Here is a 20,912-nt window from a genome sequence, read left to right on the forward strand (position 1 = left end):
AAGGGCCCGGTGAACATCACAACTCAGATCTGGTACGCCGCCCGCACCGCGAGCGCCCGCTTCAGATCGTCGGTCCGGTCACCGACCGAGCGCCGGATTCCGGCCGCCACGGACTCGTCCGCGACCAGGTCGTCGGCGCGAGCCACGACCCGCTCGTCGACCGCGAAGCGCGGGAAGGCCAGGCCGGCCGTCGCCGCCACGATCCAGCCGGAGCGCAGCTTCTCGGTGGCGGGGATCTCGGCGAAGAACCGCTCCAGGTACGGCGCGGTCAGGTCGGCCTGGGTCGGGTGCCAGAACCCCTCGGAGGCAGCGTCGAGCTCGTAGTTCGGTACGTCGGCGTCGGTCATGATGGTCGCCCACGCACGCTCCTTGGCCTCGGCCAGCGGGAGGGCCGCGCGGCACCGGGTGGCGTGCACCTTGCCTTCGGACGAGGAGTCGCGCTCGAACTCGGCGTCGATCTCCGCGTCACCGATCGCACCGAGCCGGGCCAGCTGCACCGTGACGAGCCAGCGCAGGTCAGCGTCCATCGTGACGCCTTCCGGTACGGCGGTCCCGGCGAGCCAGCCCTTCAGTACGGCGGTGTCCGCGCTGAACCGCACATACGCACGCACGACCGCGAGCTGCAGACTCGTCCCGGCCGGAACCTGCGGCAGCCGATCCGCCAGCACCTTCTCGAGGCGCGCGCGGTTCTCCTCATACGGCAGGTAGACGCCGAGAAGGTGGGTCCGCGCCCAGTCGGCCATCGTGCTGACACCGACGTCGGTGGTCTCGGTGGCGAGCATCCCGAGCAGGATGTCGAACGCGAGCCGCGGGTCGAGCTCCGCATCGGCGGCCGAGTCGCGCACGCTGTTCAGTACGACGGCCCGCGTCACCCCGTCGGTGATCTTCGGCAGTACCGCGGTCAGGTTGGCCAGGCTGTCGGCGTCGAGCCGGATCTTAGCCCAGGTGTCGTCACCGGTGTCGGGGACGACAACCAGGGTCGCCGGGTCCAGCGGTACGTCGACCTCGTCACCATCGAGTACGACGTCGACGATCGTGGCGTTGCCGTCCGCGTCGTACCCGCCGACGGTGAGCTTGTGCGGCCGGGCCGCCGGGTAGGCCGCGGGAGCGGTCTTGCGCAGCTTGATGCCGTCCGGGGTGCGGACCGCGCTGATCGTGTCCAGGCCCGGCGTCCGGAGCCAGTTCTGCGCCCAGGTCGCGATGTCGACCGCGCCGGCCTCGGTCCACTTGGCGAGCAGGTCGGCGAAGGTCGCGTTGCCGAACTCGTTGGCGCGGATGTGCGCGTTCACGCCGGCCAGGAAGATGTCGTCACCGAGGTAGTTGTTCAGCTGCTTGAGCACGGCCGCGCCCTTGGCGTAGGAGATGCCGTCGAAGTCGTCCAGCGACGCGAGCGCGTCCTTGACCGGGTCGGCCGCGACCGGGTGCGTCGACGAGCGCTGGTCGGCCTGCAGGCCCCACCACTTGCGCGCGTAGGAGAAGTCGACCCAGTTGTCCTTGTAGTCGGTCGCGACGGTCGAGACCCGGTGCGCCATGTACTCGGCGAACGACTCGTTCAGCCACAGGTCGTTCCACCACTTCATCGTGACCGTGTCACCGAACCACTGGTGGGCCATCTCGTGGACGATCGTGTTGGCCCGCCCGCCACGCTCCTGGTCGGTCGCGGTCGACCGGAACACCATCGGGTCGCGGAACGTCACGCAGCCCGGGTTCTCCATCGCGCCGGCGTTGAACTCCGGGACGAACGCCTGGTGGTACTCACCGAACGGGTACCGGTAGCCGAACATCCGGTGGTACTCGTCGAAGGACTGCTTGGTGACCCGGAAGATGTCCGCGGCCTCGCGGTTCAGCGCCTCCTTCAGCGACTGCCGCGCGACCACGCTGAGCGGGATCCCGTCGTGCTCGTCGGTGAGCTGGTGGTAGGGCCCGGCGACGATCGTGACGAAGTACGTCGACAGCGGCTGCGTCTCGGCCAGCTCCCAGCGGCCGGGGGAGACCTGCGTCGCGGCGCCGTTGCCCAGCACCAGCCACTCGGTCGGTGCGGTCACCTTCACCCGGTACGGCGCTTTGAGGTCGGGCTGGTCGAAACAGCCGAAGATCCGCGGTGCCGCGTCGAGGAAGGACATCGCGTAGGTGTAGACGAGACCGTCCGCGGCGTCGACCGCGCGGTGAATGCCTTCGCCGTCGTGGGTGTAGGCCATCGACGCGACCACGACGAGCTCGTTCTCGGCCTGCAGCCCGGTCAGCTCCAGCCGGCCGTCGTTGAGACCGGCGACGTCGACCGGCTCCCCGTTCAGCGTCACCGACAGCAACTCGTCGGGCTTCACGTCCACCCAGCTGCCCGGCTCGGACGCGGTGAACCGGATGACGGAGGTGGATCCGAACGTGCGCTCGCCCTGGGTCAGGTCGAGATCGACGTCGTACGACTGGACGGAGAGTGCGGCGGCCCTGGTGCGGGCCCCGGCGACGGAGAGACTCGGCATGGCGCCACTCTATGCTCTGACTATGAGCAGCATGGAGTACCGGCAGCTAGGTGACTCAGGCCTCACAGTCAGTGTGGTTGGCCTGGGCTGCAACAACTTCGGTGGGCGTCTCGACGCCGCCCGGACGAACGTGGTGGTGAACGCCGCGGTCGACGCGGGGATCACGTTGTTCGACACCGCCGACGTCTACCGCGGCGAGCACGGTGCCAGCGAGGAGCTGCTCGGTGCCGCGCTCGGTTCGCGGCGCGACGAAGTGCTGATCGCGACCAAGTTCGGCGGCGACATGAAGGGCGACAACGGCCCGGACTGGGGAGTGCGTGGCTCGCGCCGCTACATCCGCCGGGCCGTCGAGGCGAGTCTGCGCCGCCTCGGCACGGACTGGATCGACCTCTACCAGCTGCATGTCCCGGACCCGGTCACCCCGATCGAGGAGACCCTCGCGGCGCTCTCCGAGCTCGTTGCCGAAGGCAAGGTCCGGTACGTCGGCAGCTCGCAGTTCGCGGGCTGGCAGGTCGTCGACGCGGACTGGGCCGCACGCACCGGCGGCCACGAACACTTCATCAGCGCCCAGAACCAGTACTCGCTGCTCGAGCGCGACGTCGAGGACGAATTGGTCCCGGCGTGCGAGCATCTCGGGATCGGCATCCTGCCGTACTTCCCGCTGGCGGCCGGCCTGCTCACCGGCAAGTACAAGCGCGGCGAAGCGGCTCCGGAAGGCACCCGGCTGGTCAATCAGCCGCAGCGCCTGGAGCGGGCGGACTTCGACAAGATCGAGGCGCTGGAGACCTTCGCGGCCGAGCGTGACCTGACCATGATCGACGTCGCGATCGGCGGCCTGGCCGCGCAGCCCGCGGTCTCCTCGGTGATCGCCGGCGCGACGAGTGCCGAGCAGATCGCCCAGAACGTCGCGGCCGGCACGTGGCAGCCGACGCTCGAGGATCTCGCGGTGCTGGACGACCTGACGTGACCCTGATCCTGCTGCCCCCGTCCGAGGGCAAGACCGGTCGCTCCCGCGGCCGCGCCGTCGACTTCGAGTCACTGTCGTTCCCCGAGCTCAACCCCGTGCGTGAGCAAGTCCTGGAGACGCTCGCGAAGGTGTCCGCCTCCCAGGACGCCTACGGCGTTCTCGGCGTCGGCGCCTCACTCCAGCCCGAGGTCGATCGCAACACACGCTGGCGCACCGAGCCCGCCGTACCGGTGTCTGAGCTCTACTCCGGTGTCCTGTACGACGCTCTGGGGTACTCGACGCTGTCCGCCGGTTCCAAGCGCCGTGCGGGGAGCCGCCTGCTCGTCGTCTCCGCCGCTTGGGGTGCACTGCGCCTGGCCGACCGCGTACCGCCGTACCGGCTGTCCATGGGTACGACGCTGCCGGGTCACGGACCGCTTGCTGGGGTCTGGCGTGAGCCGCTGGCCGCAGCGCTCGCCGAGGCCGACGGTGTGATCGTCGACTGCCGTTCGTCCACGTACGTCGCTGCCTGGCGGCCCAGTGGTGAGCGGGCCTCGAAGTGGGTGTCGGTCAACGTGGTGCGCGAGCGGGCCGGCGTACGGACTGTGGTGTCGCACATGGCCAAGCACACGCGCGGCCTGGTCGCGCGGCACCTGGTGGAGTCGGGCAAGGACCCCGGTACGCCGAAGGCTCTGCACAAGCTGATCAGTGAGCGGTGGAACGCCGAGATCACTCCGGCCGCAGCGGGCTGGACGCTGACCGTGGTGGAACACGACTGACCGTTCACCCAGCTGTCATCGGCAGATGGTTTCCGTGGTGAGCAGTCCGGGGAAGGGTTCAGGTAGCAACGTCAGGGGGGATCCGCCCTTCGGAAGGCCTGACCGATGCGACGCTTCACCGCCCTACTGCTCACCGGCACCACCATCTGGGCGCTCACCTCGAGCCCAGCCCTGGCAGCTCCGCCGACCCCACCCTCGGCCAGTACGTCGACCACCTATCTGAACAGCCTCACGGTCAAGGCCGAGGGCTCGACCACTGGGTATTCGCGGGACAAGTTCCCGCACTGGCACACCGTGTCCGGCACCTGCGACACCCGCGACGAAGTCCTGAAACGCGACGGCACCGGCGTCACCGTGGACAGTGCCTGCGAACCGACCGCCGGCCGCTGGTACAGCTCGTACGACGCGACCTGGGTGACCGACGACTCGGCGATCGACATCGACCACATCGTGCCGCTCGCGGAGGCGTGGAAGTCCGGCGCCAGTGGATGGACGACCGCGAAGCGCGAAGAGTTCGCGAACAACCTCAGCATCGCGCAACTGATCGCCGTGACCGCGTCGAGCAACCGCTCCAAGGGCGACTCCGACCCGTCGGAGTGGAAGCCCACCAATACCTCGGTGCACTGCATCTACGCGCGGAACTGGATCTGGGTCAAACACACCTACAGCCTGTCGCTGCAGGCCGCCGAGAAGACGGCACTGCAGAGCATGCTCGCAACCTGCTGAGGGTAAGGACTACCTGGGAGCGGTCGTGCGCGGACCGGACAGGGGACGCCCGGTCAAGCCTCAACGCGCGCGCCCGTTCTCGTCGGGTCCCGCCAGATCGCGCGTTGTACGAGCAACGTGAGCACGCCTGCGACCGTCATACCGGCCAGGTTGATGCCGAGCTGCGCAGCCGCGCCACCGATGTGGCCCGGCGCCCACAGCGCGACCGACAGCGCCAGGTCACCGGCGGCCGGCACGGTCGTGACCGAGATGAACACTCCGACCAGCGCATTCGATCGCCCGGCCGTCTGAGACAGCACTCCTGCGCACCCAGCCAGTACGGCGACCACCGCCGACCACTTGTCCGGCCGCCAGATGAATCCGGTCAGCGGCCGGGCGGCAGTGACCGAGTCGGTGTCAACCCATCCCACGGCTCGTGCCAGGAGCGCGGCGATGGTGGTGACCGCGATGGCGAGCAGGAAGCCGAGGACGAGCAGCCGTATCGCCCGCCAGGTCAACCCCTGATTGCGCAGCGCGAGGCCGACGGCCAGCGCGGCCACGACGCCGAACTCGGGGCCGACGACCATCGCCCCGACCACCAGGATCGACGAGTCGGTGACGACCGCGACCGCGGCGATCATCGTGGCCAGGGTCAGGAAGGCGTAGTAGCTCCACGAGTTGCTGGCCTCGCTGTACGCCTGGTCGACGACCGCGTCCCAGATCACCGCGTCATCAGGCGCGCCCGGTGCCGCCTTCTCGGTCGCGCGGGCGTTCCGCGACGGTGACGCCTCGACCTGGGCCACGGCGACGGAGCCGTCGTCGTACAGGCCCTGTTCCTTCAGGAAGTCGAGGATGTCCGAGGTGGCCTCGCGGGTGACATCGCACTCGATGACGTCGCCTGCCGGTCGCTGGGCCGCCCCGGGAAGCCGGACGACGCTCGTCACGCGTGGATCGCCGACGAGCGTGTTCACGACGCGGTCGCTGCGATCCGATGGGACGATGAGACGAAGGTGCATCACGGTCCACATGCTCGCAGCACGCGCCGGTCACCTTCCGGCCAGACCCCTCTCAGCGGGCCGTGGCGGTTGCACCCTTGGATATGGTCCACTGACGCACCGAATCCAGGGAGGCACAATGAGCGACACTGCAGGCGCCACAGCTGCGCCCGCAGCGGGTGACCGGCCGGAGCTGAAGCGGGTGATGGGCCCGGGCCTGTTGCTGCTGTTCGTGGTCGGCGACATCCTCGGGACCGGGGTGTACGCGCTGACGGGGAAGGTGGCCGGCCAGGTCGGAGGTGCGGTCTGGCTGCCGTTCCTGTGCGCGTTCATCGTGGCGATGCTCACCGCGACCAGCTACCTCGAGCTCGTCACGAAGTACCCGAAGGCCGGCGGCGCGGCGGTCTACACGCACAAGGCGTTCGGCATCCACTTCCTGACCTTCCTGCTCACCTTCGCGGTGATGTGCTCCGGACTGACCTCGGCCTCCAGCGCCTCGAAGTCGTTCGCGGCGAACTTCTTCACCGCGGTCGGGATCGGCAAGGGGCACGGCTCGGTGCTGATGATCACCGCGCTCGCGTTCATGACGCTGATCGCGGTCGTGAACCTGCGCGGTGTCGGCGAGAGCGTGAAGGCGAACGTCGTGCTGACCATCGTCGAGCTGACCGGTCTGCTGATCGTGATCGGCGTCGGCGCCTGGGCGCTGCTCAGTGGTGACGGCGACACCTCGCGGCTGACGCAGTTCAACGTGCCGGACGGGGAGTCGCCGTTCGGCGCCGTGACGGCGGCGACCGCGCTGGCGTTCTTCGCGATGGTCGGTTTCGAGGACTCGGTGAACATGGCCGAGGAGACCAAGGACCCGGCCAAGATCTTCCCGAAGATGATGCTGCTCGGCCTGAGCATCACCGGCGTCATCTACGTGGCCGTCGCGATCTCCGCGATCGCGCTGGTACCGCCGGACAAGCTGAGCGAGGGCGACGCGCCACTGCTCGAGGTGATCAAGGCCGGCGCACCGGGCTTCCCGCTCGAGATCTTCGCCTGGATCACGATGTTCGCGGTGGCCAACTCGGCGCTGATCAACATGCTGATGGCCAGCCGGCTGCTCTACGGGATGTCGCACGAGAAGGTGCTGCCGGGTCCGCTCGGCCGCGTCCTGCACAAGCGGCGCACGCCGTACGTGGCGATCTTCTTCACCACCGCGCTGGCCTTCGTCCTGATCGGGTACGCCGACCTGACGGCACTCGGCGGTACGACGGCATTCCTGCTGCTGTGCGTGTTCGCGATCGTGAATGTCGCCGTACTGGTGCTGCGCCGGGACAAGGTCGAACACAAGCACTTCCACGCACCCACCGCGCTGCCGGTGATCGGCTCCGTCCTGTGCGTCTACCTGGCCAGCCCACTGTCGGGACGCGCGTCGGCCGACTACAAGATCGCCGGCTACCTGATGGTCGTCGGTGTCGCGCTGTGGGCGCTCACCTGGGTGCTGAACAAGTACGTGTTCAAGCGGAAGGCAGAGTTCGATCCGTCACACCTTGACCACAGTGGTCCGGTGAACTGACCGGCAGATAGGCGGCCACCACGACCGTCGCGAGGGCCGTGAGCCCGGTGCCGACCGCGATCCAGCCGAGGGAGCGATAGCCCGCTCCCGCGTCGATCGCGAGCCCACCGAGCCACGGCCCGAGCGTGATGCCGATGTTGAACGCCGAGAAGTTCGTCGCGGTCGCCAGGATCGGGGCGTTCCCGGCGAGGCTGAAGACCCGCGCGTTGAGGGCCGGGTTCACGGCGAACCCGAACCCGCCGAGCAGGAAGATCGCCGCGACCGCCACGATCGGGCTGCCCGCGGTCAGCGCGAGCACGGCCGACAGCACGACCAGCCCGCTGATCCCGGTGAACAGCGTGTGGAACGGCATCGCGTCCGCTGTCCGGCCGCCGATCGCGATCCCGATGAACGACCCGAGGCCGTACAGCGCGAGCACCCCCGGTACGGCGCCTGCCGGCAACCCGGTGGTCTGGATGAGCAGCGGCGCGAGGTAGCTGAACACGACCAGGATCGACGCGGTGACCAGCGCGGTCGTCGCGAACGCGAGCCACAGCCGTGGGCTCATCAGGACCTTGAGCTCCTCGCGCAACCGAGGTGCCGCGGCGGGGTCCGGCTTGCCGCCGGGGATGGTTCGCAGTACGCCGATCATCGCGAGCACGCACAACCCGGCGACCGTCCAGAACGCGGCCCGCCAGCCGAGGTGCTGACCGAGCACGGTCCCGATCGGCAGGCCGACGATGGTCGCGATCGTGAGACCACCGGTGACGATGCTCATCGCCCGTGCCCGGCGGTTGGCCGGGACCAGCGCGACGACCGTGACAGCGGCGACCGACCAGAACCCGGCGTACACGAAAGCACCGACGATCCGGGTCGCGAGCAGGACGGCGTAGTTCGGGGTGAGAGCGCCCGCGATGTGGGTCAAGGTGAAGACGCCGAGGAAGAGCAGGAGCGCCGTACGCCTGGACCACTTCAGTGTCAGCACGGCCAGAATCGGGGCGCCGAGCAGCATGCCGAGCGCGAACGCCGAGATCAGCAATCCCGCGGCCGGGATCGACACCCCGAGGTCCGTGGACAGCTCGGGCAGCAGTCCGGCCAGCATCAGCTCGGACGTTCCCTGCGCGAAGATGCTCAACCCGAGCACATAGACGGCGACCGGCATCGCGATTCCCCCAAGCCCCTCGACAGCCACCTTGAGTATCCCAGAGATCACGCTGCGCTGTCGCCGCGCCCGCCGCGCCTTGAGACTTGGTCCAATACGGCATCGTTGGGGCATGAGTTCCCAGACACCCGCGAAGCGAACCGGGCGGGCGGTCGACACCTCCCGGATCGGGAGTGGTTTGAAGCTGCTCGCCGTGCTGGTCGGGCTGATGTGGCTCAGCGAGGTCATCGACACCGCATTGAACGGCCGCCTCGACCAGTACGGCATCATCGCCCGCGACCCCGAGGGCCTGGTCGGCATCATCACCTCGCCGTTCCTGCACCTCGGCTTCGGTCACCTGATCTCCAACACCCTGCCGCTCGTCACCCTCGGCGCCCTGATCGCCCTCAGCGGAGCAGCCCGCCTGGCTGCGGTCACCGCCATCGTCGCGATCATCGGCGGCTTCGGCACCTGGCTGATCTCGCCACCGAACACCATCACCATCGGCGCCAGCGGCGTCGTCTTCGGCTACGCCGCCTACCTGGTAGCCCGCGGCATCTTCAACCGCCGCCTCACCCAAGTCCTCGTCGGCGTACTCGTCATCGGCGTCTGGGGCAGCGCCCTCCTGGGCGGCCTCCTGCCCCAAGACGGCATCTCCTGGCAAGGCCACCTCTTCGGCGCCATCGCCGGCATCCTCGCCGCCTGGCTCCTAGCCGACGACAAACCCCGCTAACAACTCGGCCGCCGCTCGGATGCGGCCGGCGACGTACGGCGGTGGTTGCCCGCCGCCGCGGCCGGCTGACAGAGGCGGGTGGCTGAGGCGGTCTTGGGCTGAGGGGGATGGTGCGGCCGGCGACCGAGGCTCACGTCGGCTGAGCTTCCGGGCTGTGGTTGCGGCCGGTGCTTCGGAGGCCTGATACCGGACCCGTCGCCGTGGTGCCGCCGAATCACCTAGCGCAAGGTGTCGTGGGCCCAGGGCGATGAGCTCCAGGCCACGGGAACCGCGGGCGCCGTACTGCGCGTTAGTCGGTAACTTTTCGTCGCCTGGACCCGAAAAAGTACCGACTAACGCGCATCTCGAACCTCAGCCACAGCCCGGAAGCCCAAGCAACGGAAGCGCGGCCGCCAACCGCACCATCCCCCTCAGCCACCGCCGAGCCGCGCCGTCCGTCTCAGCAATCGGCCGCAGCGGCGAGCAACCACCCGGCTGCATCTCCGGCCGCAGGTTTGCGGTGGGAAGACGGTTAACGTCCGAAGGGGCGGAGACGATGCCTTCGGTCTTTCGGACGTTGGCTAGGTGAGGGTGGTGGGGTCGGTGTTGGCTCCGCAGACCAGGACTACTACGCGTTCGTCGGGTGCTGGTTGGTAGGTGGCGGAGTGGAGGGCGGCGTAGGCGGTGGCGGCGCCGTGTTCTACGGCTAGGTGATAGTCGTGCCAGAGCTTGAGGCGGGCGGCGATGATCGCGTCTTCCTCGACCAGGAGCGAGGCGATGTTCTCGCGCTGAGCGATCGTGAACGCGATGTCGCCCAGACGGCGGGCGCCCAGGGAATCGGCCGCGACCCCACCGACCGGCCCATCGACCGGTTCGCCGGCGTCGAGAGCGCGGCGGAGCGCGGACGATTCGGTCGGCTCGACGCCGATGACCTTCGCGCGGTCGCCGAGGGCGGTGGCGATTCCGGCGACCAGGCCTCCACCGCCTACCGCGACCAGGACCGTGTCGAAGCCGTCGACCTGCTCCAGCAGTTCGAGGCCGATAGTGCCTTGGCCGGCGACGATCTCGGGCTGGTCGAAGGCGTGCACGAGGAGTGCGTCGGTTTCGTCGCGGGCAATCACCGCGGCCGCGAAGGCCTCGGCGTACTCGTTCCCGACCTGTACGACGTCCGCGCCGAGCGTGCGCAGCTTCGCGACCTTGGGCGCAGGTGCGTTCACCGGGACAAAGATCCGAGCCGGTACGCCGAGTTCACGCGCAGCGTAGGCGGACGCGAGACCCGCATTTCCGCCGGAGGCCGCGACGACGCCCTGGCCGGTGAGTTCGCCGGTCTCCTTCGCGAGGAGCAGCCGGTTGAAGGCACCGCGCGGTTTGAACGAGCCGGTGTGCTGAAGCAGTTCGAGCTTGAACGTGAGCCCGGGGGAGACCTCGATCACCGGCGTCCGCCGTACCCGTCCGTGAATCCGCTCGGCTGCAGCTCGTACGTCCTGGACAGTTACCGTCATGCGTCAACCCTGCCACGATGCTGGCATGGGCGCGTATGAGGACAGCTACCGGCGGAGTCTGGACGACCCGGAAGGGTTCTGGCTGGAGGCCGCGAGGGCAATCTCGTGGACAACTCCACCGACCCGTGCGCTGGATGACTCGGCCGCACCGATCTATCGGTGGTTCCCCGGCGCGGAGCTCAACACGTCGTACAACTGCTTGGACCGGCACGTCGAGGCCGGCCACGGCGACCGCGTCGCGCTGATCCACGACTCACCGGTCACCAACAGCTCGAGATCCTTCACGTACGGCGAACTCCGCGACGAGGTGGCGAGATTCGCCGGAGCGCTCTCCGGGCTGGGCGTCGGGAAGGGCGATCGGGTGATCGTCTACATGCCGATGGTGCCCGAGGCGGTCATCGCGATGCTGGCGTGTGCGCGGCTCGGCGCGATTCACTCGGTGGTGTTCGGCGGGTTCGCCCCGAAGGAGCTCGCCGCCCGGATCGACGACGCGACACCGCGGGTGATCGTGTCCGCATCCTGTGGCATCGAACCGACCCGCGTGGTCGAGTACAAACCGATCATCGATGAAGCGCTGACCCTGAGCACGCACCAGCCCGAACACACGATCGTGCTGCAGCGCCCCGCCGGACAAGCAACGCTCGGAGAGCGCGATCTCGACTGGGAAACGCTCGACGCGTCGCCGATAGACCCGGTCCCGGTCGCGGCGACCGATCCGCTGTACATCCTCTACACCTCCGGCACGACCGGGAAGCCGAAGGGCGTCGTCCGGGACAACGGCGGACACGCGGTCGCGCTGGCCTGGTCGATGCGCGCGATCTACGACATCGGGCCGGGTGATGTGTGGTGGACCGCCTCCGATGTGGGCTGGGTCGTCGGCCACTCCTACATCGTGTACGCGCCACTCCTGGTCGGCGCGACCACCGTCCTTTACGAAGGCAAACCAGTCGGTACGCCGGACGCCGGCGCGTTCTGGCGCGTCATCGCTGAGCACCGGGCGAGCGCTCTCTTCACCGCTCCCACCGCGATCCGCGCGATCAAGAAGGTCGACCCCGAAGCGAAGTTGACCGCCGACTACGACCTCAGCAACCTGCGCACGCTCTTCCTGGCCGGTGAACGCCTCGACCCCGAGACGTACCACTGGGCCCACGAGCATCTCGGCGTACCGGTCGTCGATCACTGGTGGCAGACCGAGACCGGCTGGCCGATCGTCGCCAACCTCCGCGGCCTCGAAGCGCTCCCGACCAAACCCGGCTCAGCCACCGTCCCGGTCCCCGGCTGGGACGTGCAGATCCTCGACAGCACCGGCGTACAGCTGCCGGCGGGGGAGGAGGGCTCGATCGCGATCAAGCTCCCCCTTCCACCCGGCGCCCTCCCGACCCTGTGGGGTGACGATCAGCGTTATGTCGACAATTACCTCAGCCGGTACGACGGTTACTACCTGACCGGCGACTCCGGCTACCTCGACGAGGACGGCTATGTCTTCGTGATGGGCCGCACCGACGACGTCATCAACGTCGCCGGCCACCGCCTCTCCACCGGCGCCATGGAAGCCGTCCTCGCCGCCCATCCGGCCGTCGCCGAATGCGCGGTCATCGGCGTCCACGACCCGCTGAAAGGTCAACTCCCACGCGGTCTGGTCGTTCTCAAAGCCGGCGCCGACATCGACCCCGCCGTCCTCCAGGCCGAACTCGTCGCCGCCGTCCGCCGCGAGATCGGCCCGGTCGCCGCCTTCAAGGACGTCTCCGTCGTCGAAGGCCTGCCCAAAACCCGCTCCGGCAAGATCCTGCGCAAAACCATGCGCAACATCGCCGACGGCCGCACCGAACCCATCCCCTCCACCATCGAGGACCCCGCCGTCCTGGAAACCCTCCGCCCGATCCTCCGCGCGGACCCCAGCCACTGACCAACCTCGGCCACAGGGCCTCGCGGGTCCTCGTTCAGGCGGGGACCGGTCGCGGCCTACCGGGTTGGTGAGTGGGGGCGGTCCGCGAGGAAGCTCAGTACGAGTGGGCTCGCGACCGCTTGGAACTCGTGGAAGTAGGCGTGGCGGGCGCCTTGGATGATCTCGGCGCGGGAGTCGGGGATGCGGTCGCCCAGGACCTTGGCGTTGGCGACCGGGCTGAAGATGTCTTCGGAGCCGTGCAGGATGAGCGTGGGCGCGATGATGTCGGGCAGGCGGTCCCACGCTTCGTGCTTGTTGCTGGCGACCAGGTGCCGGCCTTTCGCGTACGGCGGCATGTCGCGGTCACCGAGGACAGGGTACGGACCGGGGTTCGCGGCTCGCCACTGCGGTGTGTACATCAGGTCGACGAGCACCCGACCGCCCTGGACCGGGTCCGCCAGAGCACGCCGGATCTCGGCGCTGCGTTCATATCCGTGGGCCGGGCCAGGCGACGTACAGCCGAGAACGAGTGCGTCGACGCGCTCCGGGTGGTTGATCGCGACCCACTGCGCGACCCGCCCGCCCATCGAGGTCCCGTAGACATGAGCGGTCGGAAGGTCGAGTTCGTCGAGCACGGCCACGACGTCTTCGGCGAAGCCGGGGGTGCTGTAGACCTCGTCCGGTTTGTCACTGATCCCGGTACCGCGCCAGTCGAGCGTGATCGTTCGACAGGCCGACGAGAAGTCGGCGAGTATCGGGTCCCACCAGGTGTGATTGTTGGACTGACCGGCCAGCAGGATCAGCGGTTGTCCCTCGCCACTGACCTGATAACCGATCCGGACACCATCAAGTGCTGTTGCATACGGCACCCACCCAGTCTGCCCGACGCGAGCTAGGCTGCCGGTATGCGAGTCGTGATTGCGGGTGGACACGGGCAGATCGCTCTCCGGCTGACCAAGCTGCTGAGCGGTGACGGGCACGAGGTGGTCGGGCTGGTGCGTAACCCCGATCACGAGGCCGACATCGCCGCGGCCGGCGGCCAGGCCGCCGTACTGGATCTGGAGCAGGCTGACGCCGACGCGGTGGCCGACGTACTCAAGCAGGCCGACGTCGCGATCTTCGCGGCCGGCGCCGGGCCGGGCAGCGGGAACGATCGCAAGGACACGGTTGACCGTGGCGCTGCGGCGTTGTTCGCCGACGCGTCGGTACAGGCCGGCGTACGGCGACACATCCAGGTCAGCTCGATGGGTGCGGACCGGGCCGACACGCTGACCGACGACGAGTCGTTCACGATCTACCTGCGGGCCAAGAAGGCGGCCGAGGACGACCTGCGCAGCCGCGACCTGGACTGGACGATCCTCCGCCCGGGGCACCTGACCAACGACGCCGGCACCGGCCGCATCCTGATCGCGGACCAGACCGGCAACGGCAGCATCAGCCGGGACGACGTCGCGCTGGTGCTCGCCGGACTCTGTACGACGACTGCCTCGATCGGCCGGATCCTCGAGCTGATCGCCGGGGACACCCCGGTGACCGAGGCGCTCGCGAACCTCTGACGTTCCTCTGACGTTGCCTGGGGCAACAGATTGTGACGGTTATGGGCGACTCACTGCGCCAGGTCGGTTTCGAACGCCTGGCGAACAGCAGCTACCGGGTGACCAACGCGCGCGGCGGCAGCATCACGGTCGGTTCCGGTGGCGAGGACGACACCGACTTCACGCCGGTCGAGCTGCTGCTGGCCGCGATCGGGACCTGCTCGGCGATCGACGTCGACATCGTGGTCAGCCGGCGCGCGGAACCGACCGAGTTCAGCGCGGTGGTGCGCGGTGACAAGGTCCGCGACGCCGACGAGGGCAACCGGATGGAGAACCTCGCGGTCGAGTTCACGATCCGGTTCCCCGAGGGTGAGGACGGCGACAAGGCCCGCGAGGCGTTGCCGCGCGCGGTGAAGATGTCGCACGACCGCCTGTGCACGGTCAGCCGCACGGTTGAGCTCGGTACGCCGGTCACGACCGAAGTGGTCTGAGGAACTCCCGCACCGGACGCAGCCTGGTCTTGAGCAGTCGCTGCGTCCGCGTGCCGTCTAGCCGGATGTGCGAGACCGTTCCTGCGATAGCTGGCAGCGCCTCCGGATCGAGGCCGTCGCGGATGGCGATCAACCGCCCGAGCCCCAGCCGACTGACCGCCTCGGGTCCGGCGAGATGCGCGATGCCGGTGTGATCCGACTCCACGAGCTCGAGCAGTCCTGCGGCCAGGTCGCTGACGTGCACCGGGCAGCGGATGTTCTCACTGAAGAGCGCGCCCGCCGCCCCACCAGCCAGCGCATGCGTCAGCCGCTCGGACTCTGAGGCCCCGTCGCTTCCGACGATCAGCGAGGTCCGGGCAACGACCGCCTCCGGATGGATCGCCTGGACCGCGGTCTCCGCCGCTGCCTTCGCTGCGCCGTACGGCGTGATCGGACTCGGCGGCGCAGTCTCGTCGTACGGGTCGGGTCCGCCACCGAAGACCGCGTCGGTCGACACGAACACGAACCTCACGTCCCGTGCCGCGACCGCCAGGTTGACGGGACCGTTCGCTGTCGTCGCCCAGTCGTCTTGCTTGAACGCGGCATGAATGATCGCGTCCGGCCGCACCCGCCGGATCACCTCATGCACGGAAAACCGATCGCGGACGTCGATCTGCACGCCACCATCGACCGGAGCCGAGTGATAAGTCGGTACGACGTCATGGTCGGCCAGCCGGACGACCTCACGACCGAGCAGCCCGGCCGCGCCGGTGACGAGCAGCTTCACCCAGTCACCCTATGACGGGTCAGCCTCCAGCCGGCGGTTCGCGTGGAGCGTCGTACCTCCGCCACCGTGCGGATCTTGCGCGGGGTGCGCCACGACTGCGCCGGCTTGTGCAACATCCAGCCGTCGCCGATGGTGATCGCGGCATGCTGGACCAGTTGGTCCCCACCTCGCCACACGAAGACCGTGCCAGGTTCGTCGTCGCGACCGCCCGGGACCGTGTGTGTCGCAAGCCATTCCTCGAAGGGCTCGCGAACCATCCATACGGTGTCCGCGCCCTCGACTCCGGCGGCGGCCATGACCGTGCCGAAGCAGTTCGGTCCGCTGCCGTCAGCGAACGTGCCGGCCAGTTCGCGGGCACGGGGGAACGCGGTAGGCCAGGCGGTCACCTCAGCGTGCCGGCTCGGCCCGAGATCCTCGCTCACGATCTCCGGCAGGATCTCGTCCGCATGCTTTGCCAGCAGCGACTTCCACCAGACGAAGCGATGCCCGTCGGCCTGCGCCCGCAGCTCCGGCCCGAGCACTCCCTGCCACTTGCGAACGGTAGGAACCGACCCACGACCATGACGAACCTGCGCCCGCACCAACTGAGCACGGACCGGCTTGTCGAGAGCGGCGAACTGCGCCTCACTCAGCCACACGATCACGCTCGCGGACTTGTCGACGGCGTACGACCAGAAGGTATCGCGGTCCTCGAAGCTGGGCTCTCGCGCCGTGCCCTCGAGCCCCAACTCATCGGCCTGCTGCGGGGTGAGGAAGAACGGCTGCTCATCGGGGGCCAGCCATCCGACCCACTTGTCGAGCAACGCCGGCGGTACGTCGATTCCGAGGACGGTCAGAGTCACGCGGTCACCCTGCCACAGCAGCGCCGATAGGGCCCGGCCTTTTCCGGCCGGGCCCGTCAGCTCACTTCGCGCCGAGACAGAGCGTGTAGCTGCTGTACCGCTCCTGCTTCGTGTACGACGCCTCGAAGCCGGGGAACTGCTCACACGCGCTGTCGTCCGTGCCGGTCAGCTTACCGACGACCCGGTACTGCGCGTCCGAGCTGCTGCAGTCGACGACCTTCACGTCCGGGTCGGAGTCCGAACCCTTGTTGACCACGCACGACCCGACGGTCGCCTCGCTGGTGGTCGTGGTGGTGATGTTGCCGATCACGATCGCCGCGATGATCGCGATCGGGGCGAGCAGCATCAGCGCCTGCGGGCGCTTGAACAGCGGCTTGCCCGGGTTCATCGGCTGCCGCTGAGCACCCTGCGGCTCGGGCAGCTGCTTGAACTTCTGCGCCGGACCGATGTTCGACAGCATCACGAACGGAGTGATGATCGCCGAGCCGACACCCCACCAGCCCTGGACCATGGTCTTCGCGGTCATGTCGCGGACGGACGCCGTACCGCAGGTCTTGCAGAACGGGCCGGTCAGCTTCAGCCAGCGCATGATGATGAGCATGCCCTGGTGGCCGCGCACGGTCGCGTCGACCGCGGGGAAGCCACCGCAGAAGCGGCAGGTGCCCGGCTGGTACTGCGCCTGCTGGGGGAACTGGCCCTGCTGCGGGAACTGCTGTCCCGGCTGACCCTGCTGTCCGAAGGGCTGCTGGTACGGCCCCGGCTGCTGCTGTCCGTACGGTGCCTGTGGCTGTCCGTACTGACCCGGGTCCTGCGGCTGTCCGTACTGCGGCCCCTGCTGGGGCTGGCCGTACTGGGGCTGCTGCTGCGGCGCCGGCTGCTGGGTGTACTGCGGGAACTGCTCCGGCGGGGGACCGTAGTTGCCGGGCTGGCCGCCGGTCGGGTTCTGCGGCGGCTGCGGTGGTGATGTGGTCACGAGAACTTCCTGGGACTAGAAGCCTGAAAGACGAACTCCCGAACCTTACTCACCTTCGGAGTCAACTACTCCCTCCGCTAGCCTTTTGTACCGGACGAACTCCTTCCGGAACGGAGGCCGATGGCCCACGACGTGAGCCCGACCGCGCGGACGCTGACGGTTCTCGAGCTGATCCAGAACCGGCCCGGTATCACTGCCGAGCAGCTCGGCGACAAGCTCGGCGTCTCCGAGCGTGCCGCCCGGCGGTACGTCGCGATCCTGCGCGAGGCGGAGATCCCGATCGAGTCCGTCCGCGGCCCGTACGGCGGCTATCGGGTCGGCCGTGGTCTGCGGCTGCCGCCGTTGATGTTCAGCACGGCCGAGGCGCTCGGTCTGGTGATGGCTGTTCTCGAGAGCCCGCGCGGCGTCGATGATCCCGTGGAGAGCGCTCTCGGGAAGATCATTCGCGTTCTCCCCGAGCCGGTCGCCCGCTCGACCGACGCCGTCCGCAAGGTCAGCGCCCGCGCCGCCGACCCCGGCATCCGCACGCCGGATCCCGCGATCACCGCGGCCCTGGTGGCCGCGAGTACCGAGCGGCGCCGTGTCGTCGTCGACTACTCCCTCGGCCCGGACCGGGTCCGCGCGATGGAGGTCGATCCGTGGGCGGTCGTCGTACGGCGGGGTCGGTGGTATCTGCTGTGCTGGTCACACGCCAAGGAGGCGCAGCGGGTGCTGCGGGCCGACAAGGTGAAGGGTGTCGAGGAGACCGGCGCCGAGTTCTGCACCCCGGCCGATCTGGATCCGCTGGCGGCCGTCGAGGAGCATCTCGCGATGGGCTGGAAGTATCCGGTCGAGATCGTCATCGATGCGCCGATCGATCGGATCCGGCACTGGATCGCACGCAGCATGGGGCGGCTGGAAGCGATGTCCGAGGATCAGACGCGGTTGGTGGCCAGCACCGACGAACCGCTCTGGTATGTCTCCAAGCTGGCCGAGCTGCCCGCGCCGTACCGGATCATCGGCTCCCCGGAACTGCAGGAAGCAGCCCGGAACCTGGCGGGCCGGCTGCTGGAGGCGAGCAAGAATGCGTGAACTGGAGTTCGTCGGCGAGATCTGGTTCTGGCGCGGCCCGGCGCCCTGGTACTTCATCACCGTCCCCGACGAGGAGTGCGCCTACCTCGAGGCCGAGTCCAGCTTCGTCAGCTACGGCTGGGGCATGATCCCCGTCCATGCCAAGATCGGCGCCAGCACGTGGGAGACGTCGCTGTTCCCCAAGGACGGCAACTACATCGTCCCGATCAAGGCCGCGGTCCGCCGGGCCGAAGACCTCGACGACGGCGACACCCCCACTGTCCGCCTCCGGCTGCGCACCTGACGAACAGCGCACCTGACAAAACTGTCGGAGGCCCGGGCTACCGTCTTTGTTCACCATCCGAGGAGGGGCGACATGAGCACGCTGACTGACCGGCCGAACGCGGCACTGCTGGTGATCGATGTCCAGAACGGGGTTGTTTCCGGTGCCCATGAGCGCGACCAGGTGGTCGCGAACATCAACACCGCGATCGATGCCGCGCGGGCGGCCGCGGTCCCGGTGATCTGGATCCAGCACTCGAACGACGACCTGGTGCCGGAGACCGAGGCGTGGCAGTTCGCCCCCGAGCTCAAACGCGACCCGGCGGAGCGGCTCGTGCCGAAGACCTACCCGGACTCGTTCGAAGAGACCGACCTGGAGTCGGTGCTGGCCGCCGGCGGGATCGGGCGGCTGTTCGTGACCGGTGCTCAGACCGACGAGTGCATCCGCTCGACGCTTCACGGTGCGCTTGTCCGTGGGTACGACGTCACGCTCGTCTCCGACGCGCACACCACCGAGGACCTGTCCGAGTACGGCGCCCCGACACCGGACAAGGTGATCGCGCACACGAACCTCTACTGGCAGTACCACCGGGCTCCGGGGCGAACCGCGGGAATTCAGACCGCTGCGGAGCTCTCGTTCAACGTGCCGCCGGCCAGCTGAGTTCGTCGAGACTGGCAATGCGCCGTACGCCGATGTCGGCGTGCTGACCGGATCTGGCCAGCAACACGGCACCCATGCCGACGGCGAGTGCACCCTGCACGTCGTTGGTGAGGGAGTCGCCGACCATCAGCGCCTGATCGGGCTCGACGCCGGCCAGCACTAGCGCCTGCCGAAACGCACGTGGGTCGGGCTTGCCGGCCGGTAGCTGTTCGGACGAGATCAGCCCGTCGATCTCTGTGGTGAGCCCGAAGCGGTCGAGTTTTTGCTGCTGGTGGGCCGTGTTGCCGTTGGTGAACACCATGGCCCGCAGCCCGGCCGCCCGAACTCGTCGTACGGCGGGGATCGCGTCGTCGAACAGTTGCCAGCCGGCTTCGTAGCGCCACAGGTATTGGTCGAAGATCGCGTCGGCCTCGGTGTCGTCGACCTGAAGCCCGAGGAACTCCCGGACCCGCGCCCGGCGCTGCTCGGCGAAGGTCACTTCCCGCCGCTGATACCGCCGGTAGTGAGGATCCGACACCGCGGCCCAGCGGACGGCGACGTCCGGACCGGTGATGCCATACTGCGCGGCCCACTCGACGACCGCCAGAGCCGCCGCATGCTCTTGTTCGACCAGGGTGCCGTCGAGATCGAACAGGACAACCTTGAGCACGCGGCGACCTCCAGATCGGTTGGGTTAGCTAGACGGTACGGCGTCGAGGGCGGCGATGTCGGCGGGGGAGAGGTGGATGAATTCGGCGGTCAGGTTCTCATTCAGGTGCTCGATGCTGCTCGTGCCCGGGATAGCGAGCATGTGGTCGCCACGGCTGAGGGTCCAGGCAAGGCGGATCTGGGCAGGTGTTGCCTGGTGGGCGTCGGCCAACTGCTGAACGATGTCGGATGCTTCCACACCGCCGGCCTCGCGGGAGGCGCCGGCGAGCGCGAAGAACGGGACGAAGGCGATGCCCTGTGCACCGCAGATCCGGATCAGCTCGTCGTTGACCCGGCCGAAGCCCACGCCGTACCGGTTCTGGACGGCGACGACCGGTGCGATCTCCTGGGCCTGCTCGAGGTGTTCTGGCCGGACGTTCGACAATCCCAGCTCACGGATGAGTCCCTTCTCGCGTAGTTGTGCCAGGACGCCGAAATGCTCCGCGACCGATTCCAGACCGGTCTGCCGCAGATAGACGACATCAACTGTGTCGCGGCCCAGCGCGCGCAGATCGCTCTCCACGAGGGCCTGCAGTTCGTCCGGGCGCGCCAGCCCGCTGATCTGTGGACCCACCTTCGTCGCGATCAGCACCTCCCGGCCCGACGACTCGAGTGCCTCGCGAAGCGCCTCGTTCGCCCAGCCCAGGGACTCGAAACTGCGTGAGTTCCCGCCCTGCGCGTAGCTCGGGTAGAAGGCGGCCGTGTCGAAGTGGTTCACCCCGAGTTCGACCGCCTGCCGGATCAGCGAGACGGCCTTGGCCCGCAGGTCGGTTCCGCCGCCGGACCCGGCCAGCCGCTTCGTACCGAACCCGACTCGTCGCACTCCCCGCCAGAACTCCATGGACTTGCACCTCGCAATTTCTGGTGATATGTTTATTAGTAGGAATGCATTTCCATTCCAATTGGGCATTCGCTCAGAATAAAACAAGAATTACTTCCCGTC

21 protein-coding genes are annotated in these 20,912 nt (G+C 68.4%); 11 read left to right on the forward strand and 10 right to left on the reverse strand.

What is annotated here, in order from left to right; genetic code table 11:
* Window positions 1-23: 23 nt before the first annotated feature.
* On the reverse strand, window positions 24-2,480 hold the full coding sequence (pepN, locus tag ACIA49_RS22330; RefSeq protein WP_396379163.1) for an aminopeptidase N: 2,457 nt from the start codon (window positions 2,478-2,480) through the stop codon (window positions 24-26).
* Window positions 2,481-2,502: 22 nt separating this feature from the next.
* Between pepN and ACIA49_RS22335 the strand changes: the two genes are divergently transcribed.
* The 3 genes from ACIA49_RS22335 to ACIA49_RS22345 all read left to right on the forward strand — a co-directional run bounded on the left by ACIA49_RS22335 (window position 2,503) and on the right by ACIA49_RS22345 (window position 4,931).
* Entirely contained in the window at window positions 2,503-3,447 is a 945-nt protein-coding gene (locus ACIA49_RS22335; protein WP_396379165.1) for an aldo/keto reductase, read from the forward strand.
* Complete coding sequence (locus ACIA49_RS22340) at window positions 3,444-4,205, forward strand: YaaA family protein (RefSeq protein WP_396379168.1); 762 nt, start codon at window positions 3,444-3,446, stop codon at window positions 4,203-4,205. The genes ACIA49_RS22335 and ACIA49_RS22340 overlap by 4 nt, the downstream gene beginning before the upstream one ends.
* Window positions 4,206-4,310: 105 nt before the next feature.
* Window positions 4,311-4,931, forward strand: coding sequence for an HNH endonuclease family protein (locus ACIA49_RS22345; RefSeq protein WP_396379169.1), 621 nt, complete (start codon window positions 4,311-4,313; stop codon window positions 4,929-4,931).
* A gap of 53 nt (window positions 4,932-4,984) precedes the next feature.
* On the opposite strand, the gene ACIA49_RS22350 is transcribed toward ACIA49_RS22345, so the two are convergent.
* Complete coding sequence (locus ACIA49_RS22350) at window positions 4,985-5,926, reverse strand: DUF389 domain-containing protein (protein ID WP_396379584.1); 942 nt, start codon at window positions 5,924-5,926, stop codon at window positions 4,985-4,987.
* A 118-nt stretch (window positions 5,927-6,044) separates the two neighbouring features.
* On the opposite strand from ACIA49_RS22350, the gene ACIA49_RS22355 reads away from it, so the two are divergent.
* On the forward strand, window positions 6,045-7,463 hold the full coding sequence (locus ACIA49_RS22355) for an APC family permease (protein ID WP_396379172.1): 1,419 nt from the start codon (window positions 6,045-6,047) through the stop codon (window positions 7,461-7,463).
* Here the strand turns inward: ACIA49_RS22355 and ACIA49_RS22360 are convergent.
* Entirely contained in the window at window positions 7,405-8,634 is a 1,230-nt protein-coding gene (locus tag ACIA49_RS22360) for a Cmx/CmrA family chloramphenicol efflux MFS transporter (protein ID WP_396379173.1), read from the reverse strand. The two genes, ACIA49_RS22355 and ACIA49_RS22360, sit on opposite strands and share 59 nt — an antisense overlap.
* Window positions 8,635-8,716: 82 nt before the next feature.
* Here ACIA49_RS22360 and ACIA49_RS22365 point away from each other — a divergent pair, with 82 nt between their 5' ends.
* Window positions 8,717-9,316: a rhomboid family intramembrane serine protease gene (locus ACIA49_RS22365; protein ID WP_396379175.1), complete on the forward strand. Its 600-nt coding sequence runs from the start codon at window positions 8,717-8,719 to the stop codon at window positions 9,314-9,316.
* A gap of 560 nt (window positions 9,317-9,876) precedes the next feature.
* Here the strand turns inward: ACIA49_RS22365 and ACIA49_RS22370 are convergent.
* Complete coding sequence (locus tag ACIA49_RS22370; RefSeq protein WP_396379177.1) at window positions 9,877-10,797, reverse strand: threonine/serine dehydratase; 921 nt, start codon at window positions 10,795-10,797, stop codon at window positions 9,877-9,879.
* A gap of 25 nt (window positions 10,798-10,822) precedes the next feature.
* On the opposite strand from ACIA49_RS22370, the gene ACIA49_RS22375 reads away from it, so the two are divergent.
* Window positions 10,823-12,703, forward strand: coding sequence for a propionyl-CoA synthetase (locus ACIA49_RS22375; protein WP_396379179.1), 1,881 nt, complete (start codon window positions 10,823-10,825; stop codon window positions 12,701-12,703).
* A 56-nt stretch (window positions 12,704-12,759) separates the two neighbouring features.
* Here the strand turns inward: ACIA49_RS22375 and ACIA49_RS22380 are convergent, their stop codons facing one another.
* Window positions 12,760-13,551, reverse strand: a complete 792-nt coding sequence (locus ACIA49_RS22380; protein ID WP_396379181.1) for an alpha/beta fold hydrolase — start codon at window positions 13,549-13,551, stop codon at window positions 12,760-12,762.
* A 36-nt stretch (window positions 13,552-13,587) separates the two neighbouring features.
* Between ACIA49_RS22380 and ACIA49_RS22385 the strand changes: the two genes are divergently transcribed.
* Window positions 13,588-14,238 carry an SDR family oxidoreductase gene (locus tag ACIA49_RS22385; protein WP_396379182.1) on the forward strand — a complete coding sequence of 217 codons (651 nt, stop codon included), beginning with the start codon at window positions 13,588-13,590 and terminating at the stop codon, window positions 14,236-14,238.
* A 41-nt stretch (window positions 14,239-14,279) separates the two neighbouring features.
* Window positions 14,280-14,708 (forward strand): OsmC family protein, encoded by a 429-nt coding sequence (locus ACIA49_RS22390; RefSeq protein WP_396379184.1) that lies wholly within the window; start codon window positions 14,280-14,282, stop codon window positions 14,706-14,708.
* On the opposite strand, the gene ACIA49_RS22395 is transcribed toward ACIA49_RS22390, so the two are convergent.
* The 3 genes from ACIA49_RS22395 to ACIA49_RS22405 all read right to left on the reverse strand — a co-directional run bounded on the left by ACIA49_RS22395 (window position 14,689) and on the right by ACIA49_RS22405 (window position 17,289).
* Entirely contained in the window at window positions 14,689-15,474 is a 786-nt protein-coding gene (locus ACIA49_RS22395) for an SDR family oxidoreductase (protein ID WP_396379186.1), read from the reverse strand. The genes ACIA49_RS22390 and ACIA49_RS22395 overlap by 20 nt on opposite strands.
* The gene (locus ACIA49_RS22400) at window positions 15,471-16,316 is read right to left on the reverse strand and encodes a hypothetical protein (protein ID WP_396379188.1); all 846 of its coding nucleotides are present in this window, start codon (window positions 16,314-16,316) and stop codon (window positions 15,471-15,473) included. Before ACIA49_RS22400 ends, ACIA49_RS22395 begins: the two co-directional genes overlap by 4 nt.
* Before the next feature lie 61 nt (window positions 16,317-16,377).
* Window positions 16,378-17,289, reverse strand: coding sequence for a toxin-antitoxin system, toxin component (locus ACIA49_RS22405; RefSeq protein WP_396379189.1), 912 nt, complete (start codon window positions 17,287-17,289; stop codon window positions 16,378-16,380).
* Window positions 17,290-17,409: 120 nt separating this feature from the next.
* On the opposite strand from ACIA49_RS22405, the gene ACIA49_RS22410 reads away from it, so the two are divergent.
* From ACIA49_RS22410 to ACIA49_RS22420, 3 genes are all read left to right on the forward strand, one after another.
* Window positions 17,410-18,360 carry a helix-turn-helix transcriptional regulator gene (locus ACIA49_RS22410; protein ID WP_396379191.1) on the forward strand — a complete coding sequence of 317 codons (951 nt, stop codon included), beginning with the start codon at window positions 17,410-17,412 and terminating at the stop codon, window positions 18,358-18,360.
* On the forward strand, window positions 18,353-18,643 hold the full coding sequence (locus tag ACIA49_RS22415) for a DUF1905 domain-containing protein (protein WP_396379193.1): 291 nt from the start codon (window positions 18,353-18,355) through the stop codon (window positions 18,641-18,643). Before ACIA49_RS22410 ends, ACIA49_RS22415 begins: the two co-directional genes overlap by 8 nt.
* Window positions 18,644-18,715: 72 nt before the next feature.
* Window positions 18,716-19,282 (forward strand): isochorismatase family protein, encoded by a 567-nt coding sequence (locus tag ACIA49_RS22420; protein WP_396379195.1) that lies wholly within the window; start codon window positions 18,716-18,718, stop codon window positions 19,280-19,282.
* On the opposite strand, the gene ACIA49_RS22425 is transcribed toward ACIA49_RS22420, so the two are convergent.
* Together ACIA49_RS22425 and ACIA49_RS22430 are read right to left on the reverse strand one after the other, a co-directional pair.
* The gene (locus ACIA49_RS22425; protein WP_396379196.1) at window positions 19,260-19,931 is read right to left on the reverse strand and encodes an HAD family hydrolase; all 672 of its coding nucleotides are present in this window, start codon (window positions 19,929-19,931) and stop codon (window positions 19,260-19,262) included. The genes ACIA49_RS22420 and ACIA49_RS22425 overlap by 23 nt on opposite strands.
* 24 nt (window positions 19,932-19,955) lie before the next feature.
* Window positions 19,956-20,810, reverse strand: a complete 855-nt coding sequence (locus ACIA49_RS22430; RefSeq protein WP_396379198.1) for an aldo/keto reductase — start codon at window positions 20,808-20,810, stop codon at window positions 19,956-19,958.
* Window positions 20,811-20,912 lie beyond the last annotated feature (102 nt).

The sequence above is a fragment of the Kribbella sp. NPDC051587 genome, from assembly GCF_044453945.1.
In the GTDB taxonomy this organism is placed as follows: domain Bacteria; phylum Actinomycetota; class Actinomycetes; order Propionibacteriales; family Kribbellaceae; genus Kribbella.